This is a genomic window from Agromyces terreus (genome assembly GCF_009749465.1).
GTDB lineage: Bacteria > Actinomycetota > Actinomycetes > Actinomycetales > Microbacteriaceae > Agromyces > Agromyces terreus.
Map to the genome: position 1 here is coordinate 1,118,467 of NZ_WBIS01000001.1, position 20,507 is coordinate 1,138,973.

A 20,507-nucleotide genomic window follows, 5' to 3' on the forward strand; every position below is an offset into this window, starting at 1 on the left:
GGGGTGCTTCTCTCGCTTCGCGGATGATTCAGCCGACGACGAACTCCGCAGCGAGGGAGGCCTGAGAACTAGGACTCGCTGCGGCAGCTAAGGAGAAGCAGGCCGTAAGACACGCATCTAGGCTAACACCTGCCGCGGCGGCACGCACGACGCTCAGTCGATCGCGAGCGCGCGCACCGGGGCCACGCGCACCGCGCGCCGCATCGGGGCGACGGATGCCGCCAGGGTGAGCACCGCCGCGGCCGCCACGACGACGCCGACCACCGGCCACGGGATCACGGGTGCGACGAGGCCCACGCCCGTTCCCCCGGCGCCGACCGATCCGAGCATCGACTGCGCGCCCGCCCATCCGTAGGCGATGCCGAGCGCGAGCCCGGTGAGCGTCGCGGCGACCGTGAGCGCCGCGGCCTCCACGAGCACCATGACGCGCACCTGCGTGCGGTCGAAGCCGAGCGCGCGCAGCAGGCCGAGTTCGCGGGTGCGCTGCATCACGCTGATCGAGAGCGTGTTCACGAGCCCGACGGCCGCGATCACGGCGCTGAACCCGATGAGCGTCGAGAAGACGGCGACGGTCGCGTCGATGACGGGGCCGATGGAGGCCTGCAGGTCCGCGCGGTCGTCGGTCGCGTCGAGGAGCATCGACCGGTACGTCTCCATCGTGACGGCGAACGTGGTCACGAGGGTGACGCCGATGACGAGCCCGATCGTCATGCGCGCCGAACGCTCGGGGTGGCGCACCGCGTTCTCGGCCGCGAGCCGGGCGGGGGGCCGCTCGCCGAACATGCGGCCGACGAGCCGCAGCACCGGCGGCATCACCCGGTGCGCGGCGAGCACGACGGCGGTGAACGAGAGGATGCCGCCGAGGAGGCCGAGCAGCACGCCCTCGGGTCGCACGAGCCCCACGAGCACGCCGAGCGCGAGCAGGCCGACCCCGAGCACCGCGAGGACCCAGGCCGCGACGGCCCGTCCGCGCCGCGCGGAGACCTCGTCGAAGTCGGCCTCGTTCGCATCGCCGAGCGCCTGCGCGGGCCGCACCGCGAGCACCCGTCGCGAGCCGGTCCACGCCGCGAGCCAGGTCGTCAGCACGACGGCCGCGACTGGCAGGAGCAGCATCGGCGAGAGCAGCGAGTACTCCGCGCGCGGGATGCTCCCCTGCGCCATGCCGATCTCGGCGATGCCCCACGCCGCGGCGGTGCCGACGAGCGCGCCGAGCACCGAGCCGGCCGCGCCCACGAGCAGTCCCTCGCGTGCGATCGCGACGCGCTGCGTGCGCGCGCTCGCCCCGATGAGCCGCAGGAGCGCGATGAGGCGGGTGCGCCCCGCGACGACCGTCGCGACGGTGTTCGAGGTCACGATCGCGCTGACGTAGACGGCGATGACGATGAAGACGGCGGCGACGAGGCCCAGCATGAGCTGCACCGTGGCGCTCTCGGAGAACCCGTTCTGCGACGTGATGATCGCGGTGAGGATGCCCGTGATCTGCAGCAGGGCGACGCCGAACGCGGCGGCGAGGCCGGCGACGAGCAGCGTCGGCGCCTGATCGCGGAGCCGGCTCATGCCGCCGCCTCCATGGCGAGCATGTACGTGCTGATCTGCTCGGCGCCGGAGCGCCCGGCGTCGCGCACGATCCGGCCGTCGGCGAGGAACACGACCCGGTCGGCGTGGCTCGCGGCGATCGGGTCGTGGGTCACCATGACGATCGACTGCCCGTACTTCGCGGCGGCCGAGGCGAGGAGCGCGAGCACCTCGCGGCCGGTGCGGGAGTCGAGGTTTCCGGTCGGCTCGTCGGCGAAGACGAGATCCGGCCGGGTCGCGAGCGCGCGGGCGATGGCCACGCGCTGCTGCTGCCCGCCCGAGAGCTCGTGCGGACGGTGGGTGACGCGCGCGGTGAGCCCGAGCGTGTCGAGCAGCTCGTCGATCCACGCACGCTCCTGCGCGGTCGGCCGGCGCCCGTCGAGGTCGAACGGCAGCATCACGTTGGCCCGCACGTCGAGGGTGGGCACGAGGTTGAACGACTGGAAGACGAACCCGATGCGTCGGCGGCGCAGCAGGGTGAGCTCGCGGTCGCCGAGGTCGGTGATCTCGGTGTCGCCGAGCCAGACCCGGCCCGACGAGGGCGAATCGAGTCCCGCCATGATGTGCATGAGCGTCGACTTGCCCGAGCCCGACGGGCCCATGATCGCCGTGAACTCGCCGCGTCGGAGGCCGATGGAGACGTCTTCGAGCGCGCTGACCGCCCCGGAGCCGCTGCCGTAGCGCTTGGCGAGGGTGGTGACGCGTGCGATGAGCCCGAGGTCTGAGGGTTGGATCTGCATGACGTCGACGCTACGGATCGGCCCCGCCCGCGGTCATCCGGCGAGGGGATGGTCCTGCGTCATCCCAGCGGATGACGCCGCGGCGCCGCGACCGCGCTTCCGCGACCGCGCCTACTCGATCGCGCCTACTCGATCGCGCCGAGGTCGTGTTCGTACGCGAACACGACGAGCTGCACCCGGTCGCGCAGGCCGAGCTTCGCGAGGATGCGGCTCACATGCGTCTTCACCGTCGCCTCCGAGAGGAACTCGGATGCCGCGATCTCGCCGTTCGAGAGGCCGCGCGCCGCGAGCGCGAAGATCTCGCGCTCGCGCGGCGTCAGGGTGCGCCACGACTCCGGGGCGGGGCGTCGACCGCTCCCGCGCGTCACCTGCGCGAAGAGCTCGCGGGTCGCGCTGGCCGCGATGACCTGATTGCCCTGATGCACGGTGCGGATCGCCGCGAGCAGGAACTCGGGGTCGGCGTCCTTCAGCACGAATCCGCTCGCGCCGGCCCGGATCGCGCTCGCCGCGTTCTCGTCGAGGTCGAACGTCGTGAGCACGAGGACCCGCGGCGCACGTCGCCCGTCGCGTTCGGCTCCGGCGAGGATGCGCTCGGTCGCCTGGATGCCGTCGAGCAGCGGCATCCGGACGTCCATGAGCATGACGTCGGGCCGGGTCGCGGCGGCGAGGTCGACCGCGGCGATGCCGTCGCCGGCCTCGCCGACCACCGAGAGGTCGGGCTGCGACTCGACGAGCATGCGAACGCCGCCCCGGAACAGCGCCTGGTCGTCGACGAGCGCCACGCGGATGCCGGTCATACGTCGCTCCTCGGTTGCGCCGGGATGTTCGCGACGACGCGGAACCCGCCGTCGGTGCCGGGCCCCGCGCTCAGCGAGCCACCGACGAGTTGGGCGCGCTCGTGCATGCCGGTGATGCCGTGCCGCGCCGCGGTCGGTGCCGAGCCGGCGGCAACCGCCACGGCGCCCGCCGCGGAGCCCCCGCCCGCGCCCGCGGCATCCGCAGCGACGCGGTTCGAGATCTCGAGCGCGACGGCCTCGTCGGCCCAGGCGATGCGCACGTCCACCGGCGCCGCCGTGTCGCCGTGTCGCAGCGCGTTCGTCAGCGCCTCCTGGACGATGCGGTAGACGGCGATCTGGTGGCCGGTGCCGAGCTCGCGACGCTCCCCCGTCTCGACGAGGCGCACATCGAGTCCGGCATCGACCACGCCCTCGATGAGCCCGTCGAGGTCGTCGAGCACCGGCTGCGGCGCCGCTCCCTCGCGGTGGCGCAGCTCGGCCAGGAGCACGCGGACGTCGCCGAGCGCGCCGCGGGCGACGCCGGAGATCGTCGAGAGCGCCTCGGATGCCGCATCAGGCCGGGTCTTCGCCGCGAACCGCGCACCGTCGGCCTGGGCGATGACGACGGCGAGCGAGTGCGCCACGACATCGTGCATGTCGCGCGCGATGCGGTTGCGCTCCTGCTCGACGCCGTAGCGGTACTCGACGAGCTCGCGCTCGCGATTGGCCGCCTCCTCGCGGCGGCGCACCTCGCGCCCGTCGCGCACCGAGCGGGCGAGCAGGCCGGCGGTCCACGCGAGCACCAGCAGCGCCGACGAGGCGACGAAGAGGAACGCGGCGATGACCCAGGCGTGCGGCCCGGCGACGTCGAAGCCCTCGAACAACGGCATCAGCACCTGCAGGTACACCGTCGCGATCAGCGCCCCCACGACGGCCGAGGCCAACCCGAGCCACTTCAGCAGCCGGCCGCCGTGCGCCGACGTGGAGTAGAGCACGCCGAGCACCGCGAAGTCGTAGAACTGCAGGTCGCGAAGCGCCGCCATCTGCACGACCGCGGCGCCCCACGCGATGCCGAGGGACCACGCCGGGTCGAGTCGCCGCACCGAGAGCGCGGTGAGGAACGCCAGCAGGGCGACCAGGTCGGCCCAGTTGCCGAGCAGCGCGAAGGGCAGCGCCATCAGGCCGAACACCACCGCGAGGATGATGTCGGTCCTCAGCTTCGCGCGGCTGATGCGGGACTCGGGCACCGCTCCACCGTACGCGCTGCATGCTCCGGATGCCGCGCGGCCCGGGCCGAATCATCCTCGAGTCGTACGCGGCATCCGTCGGCCCGATGGCGGGGACCTCGACCGATCAGAACCCGAGGCGCCCCAGCTGCTTCGGGTCGCGCTGCCAGTCCTTCGCGACCTTGATGTGCAACGCCAGGTAGACCTTGCGGCCGAGCAGGCCCTCGATCTGTGCGCGCGCCGTCGCGCCGACCTCGCGCAGCCGCGCGCCGCCCTTGCCGATGATGATGCCCTTCTGGCTGTCGCGCTCGACGTAGAGGTTCGCGTAGATCTCGAGCAGGTCCTTGTCTTCGCGCTCGACCATGTCGTCGACGACCACGGCGATCGAGTGCGGCAGCTCGTCGGTCACGCCCTCGAGGGCCGCCTCGCGGATGAACTCGGCGATGCGTTCGGACGTGTCTTCGTCGGTGGTCGTCTCGGCCGGGTACAGCGGCTGGCTCGACTCGGGCAGGAGGGTCAGCAACTCGTCGACGAGCACCTCGAGCTGGTCGCCCTCGGGGGCCGAGACGGGCACGATCGCCGCCCACTCGCGCAGCTCCGACACGGCGAGGAGCTGCTCGGCGATCTTCGACTTCGACGTGGCGTCGGTCTTCGTGACCACGGCGACCTTCTTCGCCCGCGGATACTGGTCGAGCTGCTCGTTGATGAACCGGTCGCCCGGGCCGATGGGCTCGTTCGCGGGCACGCAGAACGCGATCACGTCGACGTCGCCGAGGGTGGACTGCACGAGCGAGTTGAGGCGCTCGCCGAGCAGCGTGCGCGGGCGGTGCAGGCCCGGCGTGTCGACGAGGATCAGCTGGCCGTGGTCGCGGTGCACGATGCCGCGGATCGCGCGCCGCGTGGTCTGCGGCTTCGAGCTCGTGATCGCCACCTTCTCGCCGACCAGCGCGTTGGTGAGCGTCGACTTGCCGACGTTGGGCCGCCCCACGAACGAGACGAATCCTGCGCGGTACTCAGCCACGGTGCTTCCTTCCATCGGGGTCGACCGGCTCGAACGCGGTCTGCGCGTCGATGAGGGCCTGATCGCGTTCGACGAGGATCGTCGAGATGCGCTTCCTGCGTCCTTCGGTGCGCTCGGCCTCGAGGACGAGCCCCGAGACCATGGCCCGCTCGCCGGGCTGCGCGAGGCGCCCGAGGCCTTTCGCGAGCAGACCGCCCGCGGAGTCGACGTCTTCGTCTTCGAGCTCGAGCCCGAACACCTCGCCGAGCTCGTCGACCGGAAGCCGCGCGCTCACCCGGTAGCGGCCGTCGCCCAGGTCCTCGACCTGCACGGCCTCGCGGTCGTACTCGTCGGAGATGTCGCCGACGAGCTCTTCGATGACGTCTTCGAGCGTGACGAGCCCGGCGATGCCGCCGTACTCGTCGACGACCATGGCCAGGTGGTTCTTGTCGAGCTGCATCTGGCGCAGCAGCGCGTCGGCCTTCATCGAGTCGGGCACGAACACGGCCGGCCGCACGAGCTCGCCGACGGTCAGGTCGCCCGCGTCGAGCGGCCGCTCGAAGCCGAGCCTGGCCAGGTCGCGCAGGTACAGGATGCCGGCGACGTCGTCGGCATCCTGCTCGATGACCGGGATTCGCGAGTACCCGGCGTTCAGGAACAGCGCCATCGCCTGGGCGAGATGCGCCGTCGAGTCGATCGTCACCATGTCGGTGCGCGGGATCATGACCTCGCGGGCGACCGTGTCGTTGAACTCGAAGATGGAGTGGATGAGCTCGCGGTCGCCCTCGTCGAGCACCTCGAGCTCGGTCGCCTCGTCGACCATGCTGAGCAGTTGCTCCTCGCTCGAGACGCCGGCGAAGCGGATGCGCCCGGGCGTCACCCGGTTGCCGAGGGAGACGAGCGCGTTCGCGAGCGGGCCGAGCAGCACGCGGAGGAAGTGCACGAGCGGTGCCGTGAGCCGAAGCACCGTGCCGGCGTGCGCGCGCCCCACGCTGCGCGGGCTCGCCCCGACCAGCACGAACGAGACGGCCGTCATGAGCAGGGCCGACCAGAGCAGCACCCACCACACGTTGTCGAGGAAGGACGCGAACGCGAGGGTCACGAGCACCGCCGCGGTCGTCTCGGCGATGATGCGCATGAAGTTCACGGCGTTCACGTGCGCGCCGGTGTCGTCGGCGATCGCGAGCAACGACCGACGGGCGCGCGAGCCGACCGACAGGTCGGAGACATCCGCCCGGCTCGTGGCCGCGAGCGCGGAGTCGACGGCGGCCATGAGCCCGCCGAATGCGACGAGGATCAGGGCCGCACCGAGGAAGAGCCAGGGTTGCATGTCAGCGGCGCCGCTCCTGCATCGTGAAGCCCACCAGGAGGTCGCGCTGCAGTCCGAACATCTCCCGCTCGTCTTCGGGCTCGGCGTGGTCGAACCCGAGCAGGTGCAGGAGTCCGTGGGTCGTCAGGAGGGTCAGCTCGTCGACGAGCGGATGCCCCGCGGCGCGCGCCTGCGTCTCGGCGACCTGCGGGCACAGCACGATGTCGCCGAGCAGGCCCGGCGGCGTCGGGTTCTCGTCGCTGCCCGGGCGCAGCTCGTCCATCGGGAAGCTGAGCACGTCGGTGGGGCCCGGCTCGTCCATCCACTGCACGTGCAGCTGCTCCATCGCGCCCTCGTCGACGAGCACGATCGCCAGTTCGGCGTCGCGGTGCACGTGCAGCGCGTCGAGCACGTAGACGGCGAGCCGCTGCAGCACGGTCTCGTCGATCTCGACCGCTGATTCGTTGTTGACCTCGATGCTCACGAGTTGCTGCCCCTTCGAGGGAGGTGGTCGCGCGGGGCGGCGTGCCCGCGTCGTTCGGCACGGTTCGCGAACTCGCGCGCCTGGTCGCGTTCGAACCGCTGCGCCTGCGCGCGCTGGTCGTACTCGGTGTAGGCGTCGACGATGCGGCCGACGAGCGTGTGGCGCACGACGTCTTCGCTCGTGAGCCGTGAGAAGTGGATGTCGTCGACGTGGTCGAGGATGCGCGTCACGGTGCGCAGGCCGCTCGCGCCGCCCGGCAGGTCGATCTGGGTGATGTCGCCGGTGACCACCATCTTCGACCCGAAGCCGAGCCGGGTGAGGAACATCTTCATCTGCTCGGGCGTGGTGTTCTGCGCCTCGTCGAGCACGACGAAGGAGTCGTTGAGGGTGCGGCCGCGCATGTAGGCGAGCGGGGCGACCTCGACCGTGCCCGAGGCGAGCAGCTTCGGCACCATCTCGGGGTCCATCATCTCGTTCAGCGCGTCGTAGAGCGGCCGGAGGTACGGGTCGATCTTGTCGGTCAGCGTGCCGGGCAGGAACCCGAGCCGCTCGCCGGCCTCGACGGCCGGACGCGTGAGGATGATGCGGCTGACCTCTTTGCGCTGCAGCGCCTGCACGGCCTTCGCCATGGCGAGGTAGGTCTTGCCCGTGCCCGCAGGGCCGATGCCGAAGACGATGGTGTGCTCGTCGATGGCGTCGACGTAGGCGCGCTGCCCCTCGGTCTTCGGGCGGATGGTCTTGCCCCTGGACGAGACGATGACCTGCGCGAGCAGCTCGGACGGACGGGAATCGGGATCGGCGTCGATCATGCGGGCCGAGCTCCTCACTTCGGTGGGTGTCGGGTCCTGCCCGCCTCGGACGAGCTCGAGGAGCTCCTCGATGAGGCGGCGGACCCTGCGTCGGTCTTCGGCTTCGCCGCGGATGCCGATCTCGTTGCCGCGAACATGCACCTCGACGCCCGGGTACTCGCGCTGCACCGTGGAGAGCAGGCGGTCCTGCGGGCCGAGGAGGCGCACCATCGCGATGCCGTCGATGCGCAGCCGCTCCTCGTCGTCGTGCGCCGGGTCGGTCACGGGCTCGTGCTGCGGGTCATCCGCCAAGCGAGGCCTCCTCGAGGCCGCCGGCGAGCACGTGGGCGTGCACGTGGAACACGGTCTGGCCGGCGCCGGCGCCCGTGTTGAAGACGAGCCGGAACTCGCCGTCGGCGAGGTCTGACGCGACGCCCCGTGCGACCTCCACGAGTTCGGCGAGCAGGCCGGGGTCGCCGGCCGCGAGCTCGACGACGTCGCGGTACGCGCCGGTCTTCGTCGTGACGACCACGTGCACCGGCGCCTTGGGCGCGATGTCGTGGAACGCGATGACGCGCGGGGTCTCGGCGACGATGGTCGCGGGGATCTCACGCGCGGCGATGCGCTCGAAGACGGTGGGCTCGGCCTCGGCTGCGGTCATCCCCCCATCGTACCGACGGATGCCTCACCACCGCCCGAGTTCGGCGCTCAGCACGGCGATCGCCGCGGGGCCCGCCGTCGAGGTGCGCAGGACCGAGGAGCCGAGCCGCACGGTCTCGGCGCCCGCGGCCACGAGCCGTTCGAGCTCGCCGGGCGCGATGCCGCCCTCCGGCCCGACCACGAGCACGAGGTCGCGGCCGTCGTCGCGGAGGTCGGTGATGCGCGCCTCGGCCGTGGGCTCGAGCAGCAGTACCCGCGCCCCGCCGCACAGGGCGGCGACGCCCGCGGTCGCGGTGAGGGCGGCGACCTCGGGCATCCACGCCCGCATGGACTGCTTGGTCGCCTCGCGCACGATGCTCGCCCAGCGCGCGCGGCCCTTCTCGGCCTTCGCGCCCTCCCAGCGCGAGACCGACCGGCTCGCCGACCACGGCACGATCGCGTCGACGCCCAGTTCGGTGGCGGCCTGCACCGCGAGCTCGTCGCGGTCGCCCTTCGCGAGCGCCTGCACGAGGGTGATGCGGGGACTCGGAGCCGGCACCGTCTCGACCGAGACGACCTCGACGACGAGCTCGCGCGGCGCGGTCGCGACGACGGCGCACTGCGCGAGCGTGCCGCGGGCGTCGCCGATCGCCACCTGCTCGCCCGGTCTCAGCCTCGACACGGTCACGGCGTGGCGCGCCTCGTCGCCGGTGAGCCGCGCCTCGTCGCCCGCCGACGCGCCGGCGAGGTCGAGGGATTCGTCGAGGTAGAGGTGGCTCATCGCGCGATCTCGGCTCTCAGCCGAGGAACCGGTCGCGCAGGCGCGCGAAGAGGCCCTGCTGGAAGTGGCTGAGCGCCGGTGCGGGCGCCTTCTTCGACGCGGCGAACTGCTGCATGAGATCGCGCTCCTTCGACGACAGCTTCGTCGGGGTGACCACCTGCACGCCGACCTTGAGGTCGCCCCGGCCGTTGCCGCGGAGCTTGGTCACGCCGCGGTCCTTGACGGTCAGGATCTCGCCGCTCTGCAGACCCGCCTTGATCTCGACGTCGACGTCGCCGTCGAGGGCCTCGATCTTCGCCGTCGTGCCGAGGATCGCGTCGGTCATCGAGATCTCGAGCGTCGCGAGCAGGTCGTCGCCGTTGCGGCTGAAGACGTCGTGGTTCTTGACCTTGATCTCGAGGTACAGGTCGCCGTTCGGCCCGCCCGCGGGGCCGGCCTCGCCCGAGCCGGGCATCTGCAGGCGGACGCCCGTGTCGACGCCGGCCGGGATGTCGACCGGGACCGTGCGGCGTGCGCGCACGCGACCCTGCCCCTGGCAGGTCACGCACGGGGTCGCGATGACCGTGCCGTAGCCGCGGCACGTGCCGCACGGGCTCGAGGTCATGACGTTGCCGAGGAGCGAGCGCACGGCGCGCTGGATCGAGCCGGTGCCGTGGCACATGTCGCACGTGACCGGCGAGGTGCCCGGCTGGCAGCACGACCCGTTGCAGGTCTGGCAGACGACGGCCGTGTCGACCTCGATCTCGCGGTGCGTGCCGAAGACGACCTCGTCGAGGCCGACCTCGACGCGGATCAGGGCGTCCTGGCCCCGCTCGCGACGAGACCGCGGCCCGCGGGTCTGCTGACCGGCTCCGAAGAACGTCTCGAAGATGTCGCCGAATCCGCCGAAGCCCTGCGCTCCCCCGAATCCGCCCTGGTCGCCGAGGTCGTACTGCTGGCGCTGCTTGGGATCGGAGAGCACGTCGTACGCGTGCGTGACCGACTTGAAGCGCTCGGATGCCTCCGCGCCCGGGTTGACGTCGGGGTGCAGCTCTCTGGCGAGGCGCCGATAGGCCTTCTTGATCTCGTCGGGCGTGGCCTCGCGGGAGACGCCGAGGACTTCGTAGTGATCTGCCACGGAGGGCGTGTCCTTTCGATTGCGGGAGGGCCGAGGGGGGACGGCCGGCTCAGTTCTCGCCGAGCGTGCGGGAGAGGTATCTGGCGACCGCGCGAACCGCGGCGATGCTGTGCGAGTAGTCCATGCGGGTCGGGCCGACCACCCCGAGCCGCGAGACGTCGCGCCCGGGGATCTCGAACGCGCTCGAGAGCACCGACGCCTCGCCGAGCCCGAACGACGCGTTCTCGCGCCCGATGCGCACGGCCACCGGGTGCTCGTCGCCGGCCATCTCGCCGAAGAGGCGCAACAGCACGACCTGCTCCTCGATGGCCTCGATGACGCCGAGGATCGACCCCGCGAAGTCCTGTTCGGTGCGCACGAGGTTCGCGGCGCCCGCGACGACGAGGCGGTCCTGCCGCTGCGCCCGCGCCTGCTCGGCGAGCGTGGTCGCGAGCGTGCGCAGCGCCTCGGCGTCGACCGGGGCGACGTCGTCGAACGGACCGGACAGCGCGTCCGCGGCATCCGCCATCGCCTTGCCGCCGACGACCTCGTTCAGGCGCGCGCGCAACGCGGCCAGCGTCTCGTCGTCGATGCGCCGGGCGAGCTCGGCGACCCGCTGCTCGACCTGGCCGGAGTCGGTGATGAGGATGCAGAGGACGCGGTCGGGCGCGAGCGAGACGAGCTCGATGTGGCGCACGCGGGCGCTGCCGAAGCTCGGGTACTGCACGACCGCGAGCTGCCTGGTCAGCTGGGCGACGAGTCGCACCGTGCGGGCGAGGAGCTCGTCGAGGTCGCTCGACTCGCCGAGGAACGTCTCGATCGCGTGCCGCTGCGCGCGCGTCATGGGGCGCACCTCGGTGAGTTGGTCGACGAAGACCCGATAGCCCTTGTCGGTGGGGATGCGACCCGAGGAGGTGTGCGGGGCCGCGATGAGCTCCTCCTCTTCGAGGAGGGCCATGTCGTTGCGGATCGTCGCGGCGGAGACCCCGAACGCGTGGCGCTCGACGATCGCCTTCGACCCCACGGGCTCCCGGGAGGCGACGTAGTCCTGCACGATCGCGCGGAGGACGGCGAGGCTGCGTTCGGAGACCATGTTCCTCGCTTTCGCCGACCTTTAGCACTCGTTCGGTGCGAGTGCCAATCATACCGGCAATCTCAGGGTAATCCCCATTGCCGACACTCCGCCCCGGCGCTACCGTTGGCGTGATCCGCGAGTCATCAAGGCTGCGATCGCCCGTTCCTCGCAGCAGCGGCTCACTCCCCGAACCCCGAAAGGCACGCATCATGTCAGATCCCACCGCAGGCCCGTCCGATCCGAACGTGCCGCCGACGCCGCCGCAGCAGCCGGCCGCCGGCCAGCCCGCCGCCGGTCAGCCCGCCGCCGCCCAGCCGGTCGCGCCCGCCGCCCCGCTCTCGCGCGAGCAGGACGTGCAGTGGGGCTCGTTCGCCCACCTCGGCGGTATCCTCGGGTTCCTCCCGTCGCTCATCATCTGGCTCGTCTTCAAGGACCGCGGCCAGTTCACGAACACCGAGGCGAAGGAGGCGCTGAACTTCCAGATCACCCTGGTCTTCGCCCAGATCGCCCTCTTCATCCTGACCACGATCATCACCTTCGTGACGTTCGGCCTCGGCAGCGTGCTCGGCCTGCTCTCCTGGGCCGTCTGGATCGTCGGCGTGGTCTTCTCGATCATCGCCTTCCTCCAGGCGAAGGACGGCAACCACTACCGCTACCCCTTCGCCATTCGCCTGATCAAGTAGCGGATCCGACTCGCGATTCGTCCGCCGCGGGAGCGTCCCCTCCCGCGGCGGGCGTCGCTGTGCCAGCATGGTGGCGTCCGCAGTCCCGCGGCACAGCGCCCCGAACAGGAGTTCACGAATGTCCGACCTGCCCCCTCCTCCCCCGCCGCAGAGCCCCTACCAGCCGAGCCCCCAGCTCAGCCCGAGCGACGAGAAGCTCTGGGCGACCCTGGTGCACATCGGCGGCATCTTCTTCGGCTTCATCCCGGCCCTCATCGGCTACCTGGTCCTGAAGGACCGCGGCCCGTTCGTGCGCGCCCACACCGCGACCGCCCTGAACTTCCAGATCACCATGACGATCGCGATGATCGTCGGCACCATCCTGATCTTCGTGCTCATCGGCATCGTCATCGTCATCGCCGTCGCGGTCATCGTGGTCGTGTTCAGCATCATCGCCGCGGTCAAGGCCAACCAGGGCCAGCCGTACACCTACCCGCTCTCGATCAAGTTCGTGAGCTGATCGGGGTCACTCCTCGAGCAGGCGCCGCACCACGGCGTCGGCGAGCAGCCGTCCTCGCCTGGTGAGCGTCAGCACACCGGCGAGGGCGGCTTTCGCGTCCACCAGCCCGTCGGCGATGAGGCCCGCGACGGCGTGCCGCCCCGCAACATGCAGCGAGGCGATCTCGATGCCCTCGCGGATGCGGGTCAGCAGCAGCACGCGCTCGGCCTCTCGCGTCGGCGCGTCGAGCACCTCCCGGCCCACCGCGGGCGAGTGCCCCGCCGAGAGCCGCTCGGCATAGGCGGCCGGATGCTTCGCATTCCACCAGCGCACGCCGCCGACGTGGCTGTGGGCCCCGGGCCCGACGCCCCACCAGTCGTCGCCCCGCCAGTACCCGAGGTTGTGGCGCGAGCGATGGGCGGCATCGCTCGCCCAGTTGCTCACCTCGTACCACTCGAACCCCGCCGAGCCGAAGGCGTCGTCGGCGAGTTCGTACATGTCGGCCTCGAGATCGTCGTCGGGCCGCGCGAGCTCACCGCGGCGGATCTGCCTGGCGAGCTTCGTGCCCTCCTCGACGATGAGGGCGTACGCGCTCACGTGATCGGGCCGCTCGGCGACCACCGCGTCGACGCTGCGACGCCAGTCGTCGAGCGACTCCCCCGGCGTCCCGTAGATGAGGTCGAGGCTCACGTCGAGCCCGGCGTCGCGCGCCCACCGCACCACGAGCGGCACGCGCGCCGGATCGTGCGTGCGATCGAGCGCGGCGAGCACGTGCGGCACCGCCGACTGCATGCCGAACGAGACGCGCGTGAACCCGCCCTCGGCGAGCCGCAGCAGGTCTTCGGGGCCGACCGAGTCGGGATTCGCCTCGGTCGTGACCTCGGCGCCGGCGGCCAGCCCGAACTCGTCGCGCACCGCGCCGAGCATGCGCACCAGGTCGTCGGCCGGCAGCAGCGTGGGCGTGCCACCGCCGAAGAACACGGTCGACGCCTCCCGCGCGGGGACTCCGGATGCCGCGAGCACGCGCCGCGACATCCGCACCTCGTCGATCGCATGGTCGGCGTAGTCGGCCTGACGGGCACCGCGCAGCTCGCTCGCCGTGTACGTGTTGAAGTCGCAGTAGCCGCACCGCACCCGGCAGAACGGCACGTGGATGTAGACGCCGAACGCGCGCGCGTCGGAACCGACGGACGCCGAGCCCGGGAGCAGGCCGTCGAGCGGTGCGGGCTCGCCGAGCGGGAGCGCCGAACCCACGCCTACACGCCGCCGGCGGGATGCAGCGCGCGCAACTGCCGACGCGTCAGCTCGCGCCGACGGCGACGGATCACGGGCGCGATCGAACGCTTCACACCCGTCGGGATCTCGCGGAACGAACGGATCGTCAGCCACACCGTGTCGTCGTCGCGGTGCTCGAGCACGAACGACTCCTCGCCGCCCTCGAGCCCGTCGCCCGTCGTGCCGTAGGCGTAGCCCACCCGGCCCGGCTCGTCGATCACGTAGACGACGAGCACCGGCGTGCGCTTCGAACCGAGACGATCGTGGCGCACGAGGGTGGCCTGCATGCCGGGGGCGATGTAGGGCGTGCCGTCGGCCCCGAAGCGGTCCTCGGTGCGCGGCCCCGGCTGCTCGGCGAGCGGCGAACCCTCGACGTCGTAGACGATGCCGGGATACTGCGCGCCGGTCCCGGCGGAGACATCCGTCACCTCGTACCCGGCGCCGCGCTGGACGCCCCAGGTCATGAGCGCCTCGACCGTGCGCTCGAAGCGCTCGGCCCCGCTGCCGATGCGCACCGAGTCCTCGGCCGGCAGGTAGCCCTGCGGCGGATAGCGCAGCAGATCGGGGTCGAGCGTCGCGCCGATGGACCCGTAGGTCACGGACTGGTCGGTGAACGTGCTTCGACGGGTCATGTTCGGCCTACTTCTTCGCGTCCTTCGTCTCGACGTCCCCGCTCAGGGCGGCGATGAACGCCTCTTGGGGAACCTCGACCCGGCCCACCATCTTCATGCGCTTCTTGCCCTCCTTCTGCTTCTCGAGAAGCTTGCGCTTGCGGCTGATGTCACCTCCGTAGCACTTGGCGAGCACGTCCTTGCGCATCGCGCGGATCGACTCGCGCGCGATGATGCGCGCGCCGATGGCGGCCTGGATCGGCACCTCGAACTGCTGGCGCGGGATGAGCTTGCGCAGGCGCCCCGTCATGAGCACGCCGTAGGCGTAGGCCTTGTCGCGGTGCACGATCGCGCTGAAGGCGTCGACCTGCTCGCCCTGGAGGAGGATGTCGACCTTCACGAGGTCGGCGGCCTGGTCGCCCACGGGCTCGTAGTCGAGCGAGGCGTACCCCGCGGTCTTCGACTTCAACTGGTCGAAGAAGTCGAACACGATCTCGCCGAGCGGGATCGTGTAGCGGATCTCGACGCGGTCCTCGCCGAGGTAGTCCATGCCGAGCAGGGCGCCGCGGCGCGACTGGCAGAGCTCCATGATGGTGCCCACGTAGTCCTTCGGCGCGAGGATAGCCGCACGCACCATCGGCTCGCGCACCTCCGAGATCTTCGCCCCCGTGGGGAACTCGCTCGGGTTCGTCACCGTCACGGTCTTGCGGTCCTCGGTGGTGACCTCGTAGACGACGCTCGGGGCCGTCGCGATGATGTCGAGGCCGAACTCGCGCTGGAGGCGCTCGGTGATGATCTCGAGGTGCAGCAGGCCGAGGAACCCCGCGCGGAACCCGAAGCCGAGCGCGACCGAGGTCTCGGGCTCGTACACGAGCGCGGCATCCGACAGCTTGAGCTTGTCGAGTGCCTCGCGGAGCTCGGGGTAGTCGCTGCCGTCGATCGGGTAGAGACCCGAGAACACCATCGGCAGCGGCTCGGTGTAGCCCGCGAGCGCCTCGGTCGCCGACTTCGCCGCCGTCGTGACCGTGTCGCCGACCTTCGACTGGCGCACGTCCTTCACGCCGGTGATGAGGTAACCCACCTCGCCGACGCCGAGGCCCTTCGTCGGGGTCGGCTCGGGCGCGCTCACGCCGATCTCGAGGATCTCGTGCGTCGCCCTCGTCGACATCATCTGGATGCGCTCGCGCGGGTTCAGCTTGCCGTCGACCATGCGCACGTACGTCACCACGCCGCGGTAGCTGTCGTAGACGGAGTCGAAGATCATGGCCCGCGGCGGGGCATCCGCGTCGCCGACCGGTGCCGGGATGCGCTCGACCACGCGATCGAGCAGGTCCTCCACGCCGAGGCCCGTCTTGCCCGACACCTTCAGCACATCGTCGGGGTCGCCGCCGATGAGCTCGGCGAGCTCGCGTGCGTACTTCTCGGGCTCGGCCGCCGGCAGGTCGATCTTGTTCAGCACCGGGATGATCTCGAGGTCGTTCTCGAGCGCGAGGTAGAGGTTGGCGAGGGTCTGCGCCTCGATGCCCTGCGCCGCGTCGACGAGCAGGATCGCGCCCTCGCAGGCCGCGAGCGAGCGCGAGACCTCGTAGCTGAAGTCGACGTGCCCGGGGGTGTCGATCATGTTCAGCGCGTACGACGTGTCGCCGACCTGCCACGGCATGCGCACGGCCTGGCTCTTGATCGTGATGCCGCGCTCGCGCTCGATGTCCATGCGGTCGAGGTACTGCGCGCGCATGTCGCGGTCGCTCACCACCCCCGTGATGCCGAGCATGCGGTCGGCGAGCGTCGACTTGCCGTGGTCGATGTGCGCGATGATGCAGAAGTTGCGGATCAGCGCGGGGTCGGTGGCGGCGGGCACCGGCGGGGTCTGGGCTCTCGGAGACATCCCGTCGATTCTCCCATGACTTGGGTTCGCACTTTCGACGGATGCCTCGCCGAGGGGCGTGCGGCTACGCTGGCTCGCACCATGACCGTGTCCGCAGCCCCATCGCCAGCGCCCGCATTCGAGCTCGGGCGCGTGGCGCCGTTCGCCCTCCGACCCGTCTTCGTGACGCTGCGGTTCGGCCTGCACGTGCTCGTCGTCGGGCTCGCCCTGTTCGTGATGATCCGCGCCCTGCTCGCCGACGAGGCCTCCGAGGTGCCGGTCACGGTGCTCACCGTCGCGTTCCTCGCCTGCTACGGCGCCGGCGTCGCCGCCGCGCACCGCAACCTCCCGCAGTGGGCGCGCGTCGTCTGGCTCACGGCGCTGCTCGCCCTCTGGGTGGGCATGTCGGCCATCACCCCCGACGCGGCGTTCCTCGCGTTCCCGCTCTTCTTCCTCGAGCTGCACGTGCTCGCCGCACCGCTCGCCGTGCCGCTCGTGGTGCTCACCTTCGGCCTCTCGGTCTGGGGCACCGCCACGCATCTCGGCTTCGCCGTCGGCACCGTGCTCGGGCCGCTCATCAGCGCGGGCGTCGCGATCGTCATCGGCCTCGGCTACCGCGCGATGGCGCAGGAGACGAAGGACCGCCAGGCGCTCATCCTCGACCTCATCGCCACGCGAGAGGAGCTCGCCGCCGCGAGCCGCGAGGCCGGAACCCTCGCCGAGCGGCAGCGCATCGCGCGCGAGATCCACGACACCGTCGCACAGGGCCTGTCGAGCATCCAGATGCTGCTGCACGCCGCCGAGCGCGACATCGACGACCGGGCCACGCGCGAGAAGCTCGAACTCGCACGGGCCACCGCGTCCGACAACCTCGCCGAGACCCGGCGCTTCATCCGCGAGCTCAGCCCGCCGTCGCTCGACGAGCAGACGCTGCCCGCCGCGCTCCGACGACTCGCGGCGACGGTCGACGAGCAGGCGTCGCAGGCCGGTTCGGCCACGCGGGTCTCGTACTCCACGAGCGGCACGCCCGTCACGCTGCCGATGGCGATCGACGCGACGCTCCTCCGCATCGCGCAGGGCGCCCTGGCGAACGTGCTGCGCCACGCGCGTGCGACCCGCGCCGAGCTCACGCTCAGCTACCTGGGCGACGAGGTGGCGCTCGACATCGTCGACGACGGCATCGGATTCGACCCCGCCGAGGTCGCCGCCGCCGACGCCGGCATCCGCTTCGGCCTGCGGGCCATGCGCGAACGCGCCGAACGCGAGGGCGGCACCATCGAGCTCGAGTCGGGTCCGGGCGACGGCACCGCGATCTCGGTGCGCATCCCGGTGGCGGCGGAATGAGCGGCGCAGCGGGCTCCGCGGCCGGCACCGGCGGAACGCCCGGCGCGGGCGCCGCGGGCAGCGCGGGCAGCCACATCCGGCTCGTGCTGGCCGACGACCACCCGGTCGTGCGGGCCGGCGTACGGGCCATGCTCGAGTCCGAGTCCGACCTCGTGGTCGTCGCCGACGTCGACACGGCGGATGCCGCGGTGCAGCGCGCGAGCCACGGCGACGTGGACGTCGTGCTCATGGACCTGCAGTTCCCCACGCGCATGCAGGGCGCTGAGGCCACCCGGCACATCCGGTCGGCGCCAGGCGCACCCCGCGTGCTCGTGCTCACGAACTACGACACCGACGCCGACATCCTCGGCGCGATCGAGGCCGGCGCGAGCGGCTACCTCCTGAAGGACGCCCCGCCCGCCGAGCTCGTCGAGGCGATCCGCACCGCCGCCGGCGGCGAACCGGCCTTCGCGCCGGGCGTGTCCTCCCGCCTCGAGGCGAACTCCGGCGTCGAACGCCTCACGGGTCGCGAGGTCGAGGTGCTCCAGCTCGTCGCCGGCGGAAACTCCAACCGCGACATCGGCAAGACGCTCTTCCTCAGCGAGGCGACCGTGAAGTCGCACCTCGTGCACATCTTCGCCAAGCTCGAGGTCGGCTCGCGCACGGCCGCGGTGGCGCGCGCACGCACGCTCGGGCTGATCCGCTCGACCTGACGCGCTCGAGCTGACGGACGCTGCGACGCCCGCGGCCGCCCGCGCGCCCATCCGCGCGCCCCCGAACGACGCCCCACCCGCACGGACCACCCGCCGAGACCCGCCCGGCGAAGCCGGTCGCGGACACCCCGTCGTCCGATCGACGAGGGCGGACCCTTCTCATCGCTCTGCCACTGATGCCACCCTGGCATCAGTGGCAGAGCGCGCCGGAGCACACCGCCCCGAGACCCACGCATTGGTGCCGCGCGCGCGATGCTGGTATCGTTGCCTGTTGGCTTGCGTGTGGGTCCCACCCCGCACGATTCGCCGCGCGAGGCCCCTCTACCTTCGCTCGGCACATCCGGTACCCGCACAAGAACGAAAGACGAACCACGTGGCAAACATCAAGTCGCAGATGAAGCGCATCAAGACCAACCTCAAGGCGCAGGAGCGCAACAAGGCCGTCAAGAGCGAGGTCAAGAGCGCCGTCCGCGCCGCTCGCGAGGCCATCGCCACCGGTGACAAGGACAAGGCCGCCTCGGCCGTCCAGGTCGCCGGCCGCAAGCTCGACAAGGCCGCCAGCAAGGGCGTCATCCACAAGAACCAGGCCGCGAACCGCAAGTCGGCCATCGCGAAGCAGGCTGCTGCGCTCTGACGCACGCCGCTCGACCGAACGCCCCGCACTCGTGCGGGGCGTTCGTCGTTTCAGGGGCGCATCACCAGCGCGACGCCCACGCGATCGACCTCCGCTCCTCGTCGTACAGGAGACTCGGCCCGATCCCCCGCCCACAGCGGGGATGGGTCCCGTTCTCCTGCATCCCGTCACCACGCGAGAGCGCAGAGGGCAGGTGCCGCGCATCACGCGCGCGCGGGCGCACCGTCGGGCACATGCGCGCGGGCGCACCGTCGGGCACATGCGCGCGGGCGCACCGTCGGGCACATGCGCGCGGGCGCACCGTCGGGCACTCGCGACGTCGCGTCTCGACGCGACGCGACGCGACACGGACACGTCGCGTAGCGACGCGGCCGAGAGCGCCTAGGAGGCGAGGTCGCGGCCGCGTGCGGAGATGACGCCGATGAGCCGCTCGAGCGCGAAGACCGGGTCGCGTTCGGCGCCCTTCACCGCGGCGTCGGTGCGCGCGAGCGCGACGATCGCGCGCTGCAGTCCCTCGTCGCTCCATCCGGCGAGATCGCGTCGCGCGCGATCGACCTGCCAGGGTGCGAGCCCGAGCGACGAGGCGGCCTGACCGCCCCCGCGGACGCCCGACACCTTGGCCATGGTTCGGATCTTCATCGCGAACGCCGCGACCATGGGCACCGGATCGGCGCCGCTGTCGAGGGCGTGTCGAAGCGCCACGAGCGCGTCGCCGTGGCGACCGGCGATGGCCGCGTCGGCCACCTCGAACGCGTTCGTCTCGACCCGACCGCCGTAGTACTTCGCGACGACCGCCTCGGTGATGTCTCCGGGGGTGTCGGCGAGCAGCTGCCGACAGGCGGCGGAGAGCTCACCGAGGTCGTCGCTGAAGGCGGCGACGAGCGAGCGGAGGGCCTTGGGGGCGATCTTGCGCCCCGCGGCGCGGATCTCGGCCTGCACGAACTCCTGCTTGTCGGACTCTCGCTTGAGCTCGGCGCACACGATCTCGATCGCGCCGCCCTGGCCGGATCGGATCGCGTCGAGCATCTTCTTGCCGCGGACCCCGCTGCGGTGGCGGATGACCACGGTCGTCGCCTCGGCGGTCTGCGGAAGGTAATCGAGCACGTCGAGGATGAGGTCGTCGGTGGCCTTCTCGGCGCCGTCGACGCGGATGAGCCGCGCCTCGCCGAAGAGCGACGGGCTCGCGAGGGTGATGAGCTCGCCGCGCTGATAGGCGTCGCCCGAGATCTCGCTGACCTCGAGGTCGGGATCTTCGCTGCGGAGGAGATCGCGCAGCAGGCTCGACGCTCGATCGGCGAGGACGTCTTCGGGGCCCGAGATGAGCACCACGGGCGCGGGGCGCACCTGGTTCCATGGGAGCTGCGGAATCGCCGCCGCGCTCGCACGCGACGCGCCACGTGCACCGGTTCGAGCCGCCACGGCACCTCCTCTTCGCGT

The 20,507-nt window shown here is 71.6% G+C and carries 21 protein-coding genes; 5 read left to right on the forward strand and 16 right to left on the reverse strand.

Annotated features, from left to right (window positions below):
* Positions 1 to 153: 153 nt before the first annotated feature.
* The 12 genes from GQQ92_RS05035 to hrcA all read right to left on the reverse strand — a co-directional run bounded on the left by GQQ92_RS05035 (position 154) and on the right by hrcA (position 11,507).
* Positions 154 to 1,557, reverse strand: coding sequence for an ABC transporter permease (locus tag GQQ92_RS05035; RefSeq protein WP_156998065.1), 1,404 nt, complete (start codon positions 1,555 to 1,557; stop codon positions 154 to 156).
* Positions 1,554 to 2,315, reverse strand: coding sequence for an ABC transporter ATP-binding protein (locus GQQ92_RS05040; protein WP_156998066.1), 762 nt, complete (start codon positions 2,313 to 2,315; stop codon positions 1,554 to 1,556). The genes GQQ92_RS05035 and GQQ92_RS05040 overlap by 4 nt, the downstream gene beginning before the upstream one ends.
* 125 nt (positions 2,316 to 2,440) lie before the next feature.
* The gene (locus tag GQQ92_RS05045) at positions 2,441 to 3,112 is read right to left on the reverse strand and encodes a response regulator (protein WP_156998067.1); all 672 of its coding nucleotides are present in this window, start codon (positions 3,110 to 3,112) and stop codon (positions 2,441 to 2,443) included.
* Entirely contained in the window at positions 3,109 to 4,338 is a 1,230-nt protein-coding gene (locus tag GQQ92_RS05050; protein ID WP_232057495.1) for a sensor histidine kinase, read from the reverse strand. The genes GQQ92_RS05045 and GQQ92_RS05050 overlap by 4 nt, the downstream gene beginning before the upstream one ends.
* Before the next feature lie 106 nt (positions 4,339 to 4,444).
* A complete protein-coding gene (gene era, locus GQQ92_RS05055; protein WP_156998068.1) occupies positions 4,445 to 5,353 on the reverse strand; it encodes a GTPase Era in 909 nt (302 codons plus the stop codon).
* Positions 5,331 to 6,647 (reverse strand): hemolysin family protein, encoded by a 1,317-nt coding sequence (locus tag GQQ92_RS05060; RefSeq protein WP_156998069.1) that lies wholly within the window; start codon positions 6,645 to 6,647, stop codon positions 5,331 to 5,333. The genes era and GQQ92_RS05060 overlap by 23 nt, the downstream gene beginning before the upstream one ends.
* 1 nt (position 6,648) lies before the next feature.
* A complete protein-coding gene (gene ybeY / locus GQQ92_RS05065) occupies positions 6,649 to 7,110 on the reverse strand; it encodes an rRNA maturation RNase YbeY (RefSeq protein WP_156998070.1) in 462 nt (153 codons plus the stop codon).
* On the reverse strand, positions 7,107 to 8,210 hold the full coding sequence (locus GQQ92_RS05070) for a PhoH family protein (RefSeq protein WP_372493400.1): 1,104 nt from the start codon (positions 8,208 to 8,210) through the stop codon (positions 7,107 to 7,109). Before GQQ92_RS05070 ends, ybeY begins: the two co-directional genes overlap by 4 nt.
* Positions 8,200 to 8,559: an HIT domain-containing protein gene (locus GQQ92_RS05075; protein ID WP_156998071.1), complete on the reverse strand. Its 360-nt coding sequence runs from the start codon at positions 8,557 to 8,559 to the stop codon at positions 8,200 to 8,202. Before GQQ92_RS05075 ends, GQQ92_RS05070 begins: the two co-directional genes overlap by 11 nt.
* Before the next feature lie 24 nt (positions 8,560 to 8,583).
* Complete coding sequence (locus GQQ92_RS05080; protein WP_156998072.1) at positions 8,584 to 9,318, reverse strand: 16S rRNA (uracil(1498)-N(3))-methyltransferase; 735 nt, start codon at positions 9,316 to 9,318, stop codon at positions 8,584 to 8,586.
* Positions 9,319 to 9,334: 16 nt separating this feature from the next.
* A complete protein-coding gene (dnaJ, locus tag GQQ92_RS05085) occupies positions 9,335 to 10,435 on the reverse strand; it encodes a molecular chaperone DnaJ (RefSeq protein ID WP_156998073.1) in 1,101 nt (366 codons plus the stop codon).
* 49 nt (positions 10,436 to 10,484) lie between these two features.
* Entirely contained in the window at positions 10,485 to 11,507 is a 1,023-nt protein-coding gene (hrcA, locus tag GQQ92_RS05090; protein ID WP_156998074.1) for a heat-inducible transcriptional repressor HrcA, read from the reverse strand.
* 191 nt (positions 11,508 to 11,698) lie between these two features.
* Between hrcA and GQQ92_RS05095 the strand changes: the two genes are divergently transcribed.
* Together GQQ92_RS05095 and GQQ92_RS05100 are read left to right on the forward strand one after the other, a co-directional pair.
* A complete protein-coding gene (locus tag GQQ92_RS05095; protein ID WP_156998075.1) occupies positions 11,699 to 12,172 on the forward strand; it encodes a DUF4870 domain-containing protein in 474 nt (157 codons plus the stop codon).
* A gap of 118 nt (positions 12,173 to 12,290) precedes the next feature.
* Entirely contained in the window at positions 12,291 to 12,671 is a 381-nt protein-coding gene (locus GQQ92_RS05100; RefSeq protein WP_156998076.1) for a DUF4870 domain-containing protein, read from the forward strand.
* A gap of 6 nt (positions 12,672 to 12,677) precedes the next feature.
* Here GQQ92_RS05100 and hemW read toward each other — a convergent pair whose 3' ends face one another.
* Genes hemW through lepA form a run of 3 tightly spaced genes read right to left on the reverse strand, consistent with a single transcriptional unit; the run spans position 12,678 to position 16,421 of the window.
* The gene (gene hemW / locus GQQ92_RS05105) at positions 12,678 to 13,904 is read right to left on the reverse strand and encodes a radical SAM family heme chaperone HemW (RefSeq protein WP_156998077.1); all 1,227 of its coding nucleotides are present in this window, start codon (positions 13,902 to 13,904) and stop codon (positions 12,678 to 12,680) included.
* Positions 13,905 to 13,906: 2 nt separating this feature from the next.
* On the reverse strand, positions 13,907 to 14,557 hold the full coding sequence (locus GQQ92_RS05110; RefSeq protein ID WP_156998078.1) for a DUF1990 family protein: 651 nt from the start codon (positions 14,555 to 14,557) through the stop codon (positions 13,907 to 13,909).
* Positions 14,558 to 14,564: 7 nt separating this feature from the next.
* Positions 14,565 to 16,421: a translation elongation factor 4 gene (gene lepA, locus GQQ92_RS05115; protein WP_156998079.1), complete on the reverse strand. Its 1,857-nt coding sequence runs from the start codon at positions 16,419 to 16,421 to the stop codon at positions 14,565 to 14,567.
* Positions 16,422 to 16,502: 81 nt separating this feature from the next.
* Here lepA and GQQ92_RS05120 point away from each other — a divergent pair, with 81 nt between their 5' ends.
* The 3 genes from GQQ92_RS05120 to rpsT all read left to right on the forward strand — a co-directional run bounded on the left by GQQ92_RS05120 (position 16,503) and on the right by rpsT (position 19,070).
* Complete coding sequence (locus GQQ92_RS05120) at positions 16,503 to 17,744, forward strand: sensor histidine kinase (RefSeq protein WP_156998080.1); 1,242 nt, start codon at positions 16,503 to 16,505, stop codon at positions 17,742 to 17,744.
* A complete protein-coding gene (locus GQQ92_RS05125) occupies positions 17,741 to 18,436 on the forward strand; it encodes a response regulator transcription factor (RefSeq protein ID WP_156998081.1) in 696 nt (231 codons plus the stop codon). The genes GQQ92_RS05120 and GQQ92_RS05125 overlap by 4 nt, the downstream gene beginning before the upstream one ends.
* Before the next feature lie 373 nt (positions 18,437 to 18,809).
* Positions 18,810 to 19,070 (forward strand): 30S ribosomal protein S20, encoded by a 261-nt coding sequence (rpsT, locus tag GQQ92_RS05130; RefSeq protein WP_156998082.1) that lies wholly within the window; start codon positions 18,810 to 18,812, stop codon positions 19,068 to 19,070.
* A gap of 381 nt (positions 19,071 to 19,451) precedes the next feature.
* Here rpsT and holA read toward each other — a convergent pair whose 3' ends face one another.
* On the reverse strand, positions 19,452 to 20,489 hold the full coding sequence (gene holA / locus GQQ92_RS05135; protein ID WP_156998083.1) for a DNA polymerase III subunit delta: 1,038 nt from the start codon (positions 20,487 to 20,489) through the stop codon (positions 19,452 to 19,454).
* Positions 20,490 to 20,507: the final 18 nt, after the last annotated feature.

What these genes read in the sequence shown, in the direction of transcription:
- GQQ92_RS05035 (WP_156998065.1), bottom strand. Translation starts at nt 1,557, where the DNA reads ATGAGCCGGCTCCGCGATCAGGCGCCGACGCTGCTCGTCGCCGGCCTC.
- GQQ92_RS05110 (WP_156998078.1), bottom strand. Translation starts at nt 14,557, where the DNA reads ATGACCCGTCGAAGCACGTTCACCGACCAGTCCGTGACCTACGGGTCC.
- lepA (WP_156998079.1), bottom strand. Translation starts at nt 16,421, where the DNA reads ATGTCTCCGAGAGCCCAGACCCCGCCGGTGCCCGCCGCCACCGACCCC.
- GQQ92_RS05120 (WP_156998080.1), top strand. Translation starts at nt 16,503, where the DNA reads ATGACCGTGTCCGCAGCCCCATCGCCAGCGCCCGCATTCGAGCTCGGG.
- GQQ92_RS05080 (WP_156998072.1), bottom strand. Translation starts at nt 9,318, where the DNA reads ATGAGCCACCTCTACCTCGACGAATCCCTCGACCTCGCCGGCGCGTCG.
- GQQ92_RS05045 (WP_156998067.1), bottom strand. Translation starts at nt 3,112, where the DNA reads ATGACCGGCATCCGCGTGGCGCTCGTCGACGACCAGGCGCTGTTCCGG.
- GQQ92_RS05075 (WP_156998071.1), bottom strand. Translation starts at nt 8,559, where the DNA reads ATGACCGCAGCCGAGGCCGAGCCCACCGTCTTCGAGCGCATCGCCGCG.
- GQQ92_RS05060 (WP_156998069.1), bottom strand. Translation starts at nt 6,647, where the DNA reads ATGCAACCCTGGCTCTTCCTCGGTGCGGCCCTGATCCTCGTCGCATTC.
- GQQ92_RS05100 (WP_156998076.1), top strand. Translation starts at nt 12,291, where the DNA reads ATGTCCGACCTGCCCCCTCCTCCCCCGCCGCAGAGCCCCTACCAGCCG.
- hrcA (WP_156998074.1), bottom strand. Translation starts at nt 11,507, where the DNA reads ATGGTCTCCGAACGCAGCCTCGCCGTCCTCCGCGCGATCGTGCAGGAC.
- GQQ92_RS05040 (WP_156998066.1), bottom strand. Translation starts at nt 2,315, where the DNA reads ATGCAGATCCAACCCTCAGACCTCGGGCTCATCGCACGCGTCACCACC.
- GQQ92_RS05095 (WP_156998075.1), top strand. Translation starts at nt 11,699, where the DNA reads ATGTCAGATCCCACCGCAGGCCCGTCCGATCCGAACGTGCCGCCGACG.
- GQQ92_RS05125 (WP_156998081.1), top strand. Translation starts at nt 17,741, where the DNA reads ATGAGCGGCGCAGCGGGCTCCGCGGCCGGCACCGGCGGAACGCCCGGC.
- era (WP_156998068.1), bottom strand. Translation starts at nt 5,353, where the DNA reads ATGGAAGGAAGCACCGTGGCTGAGTACCGCGCAGGATTCGTCTCGTTC.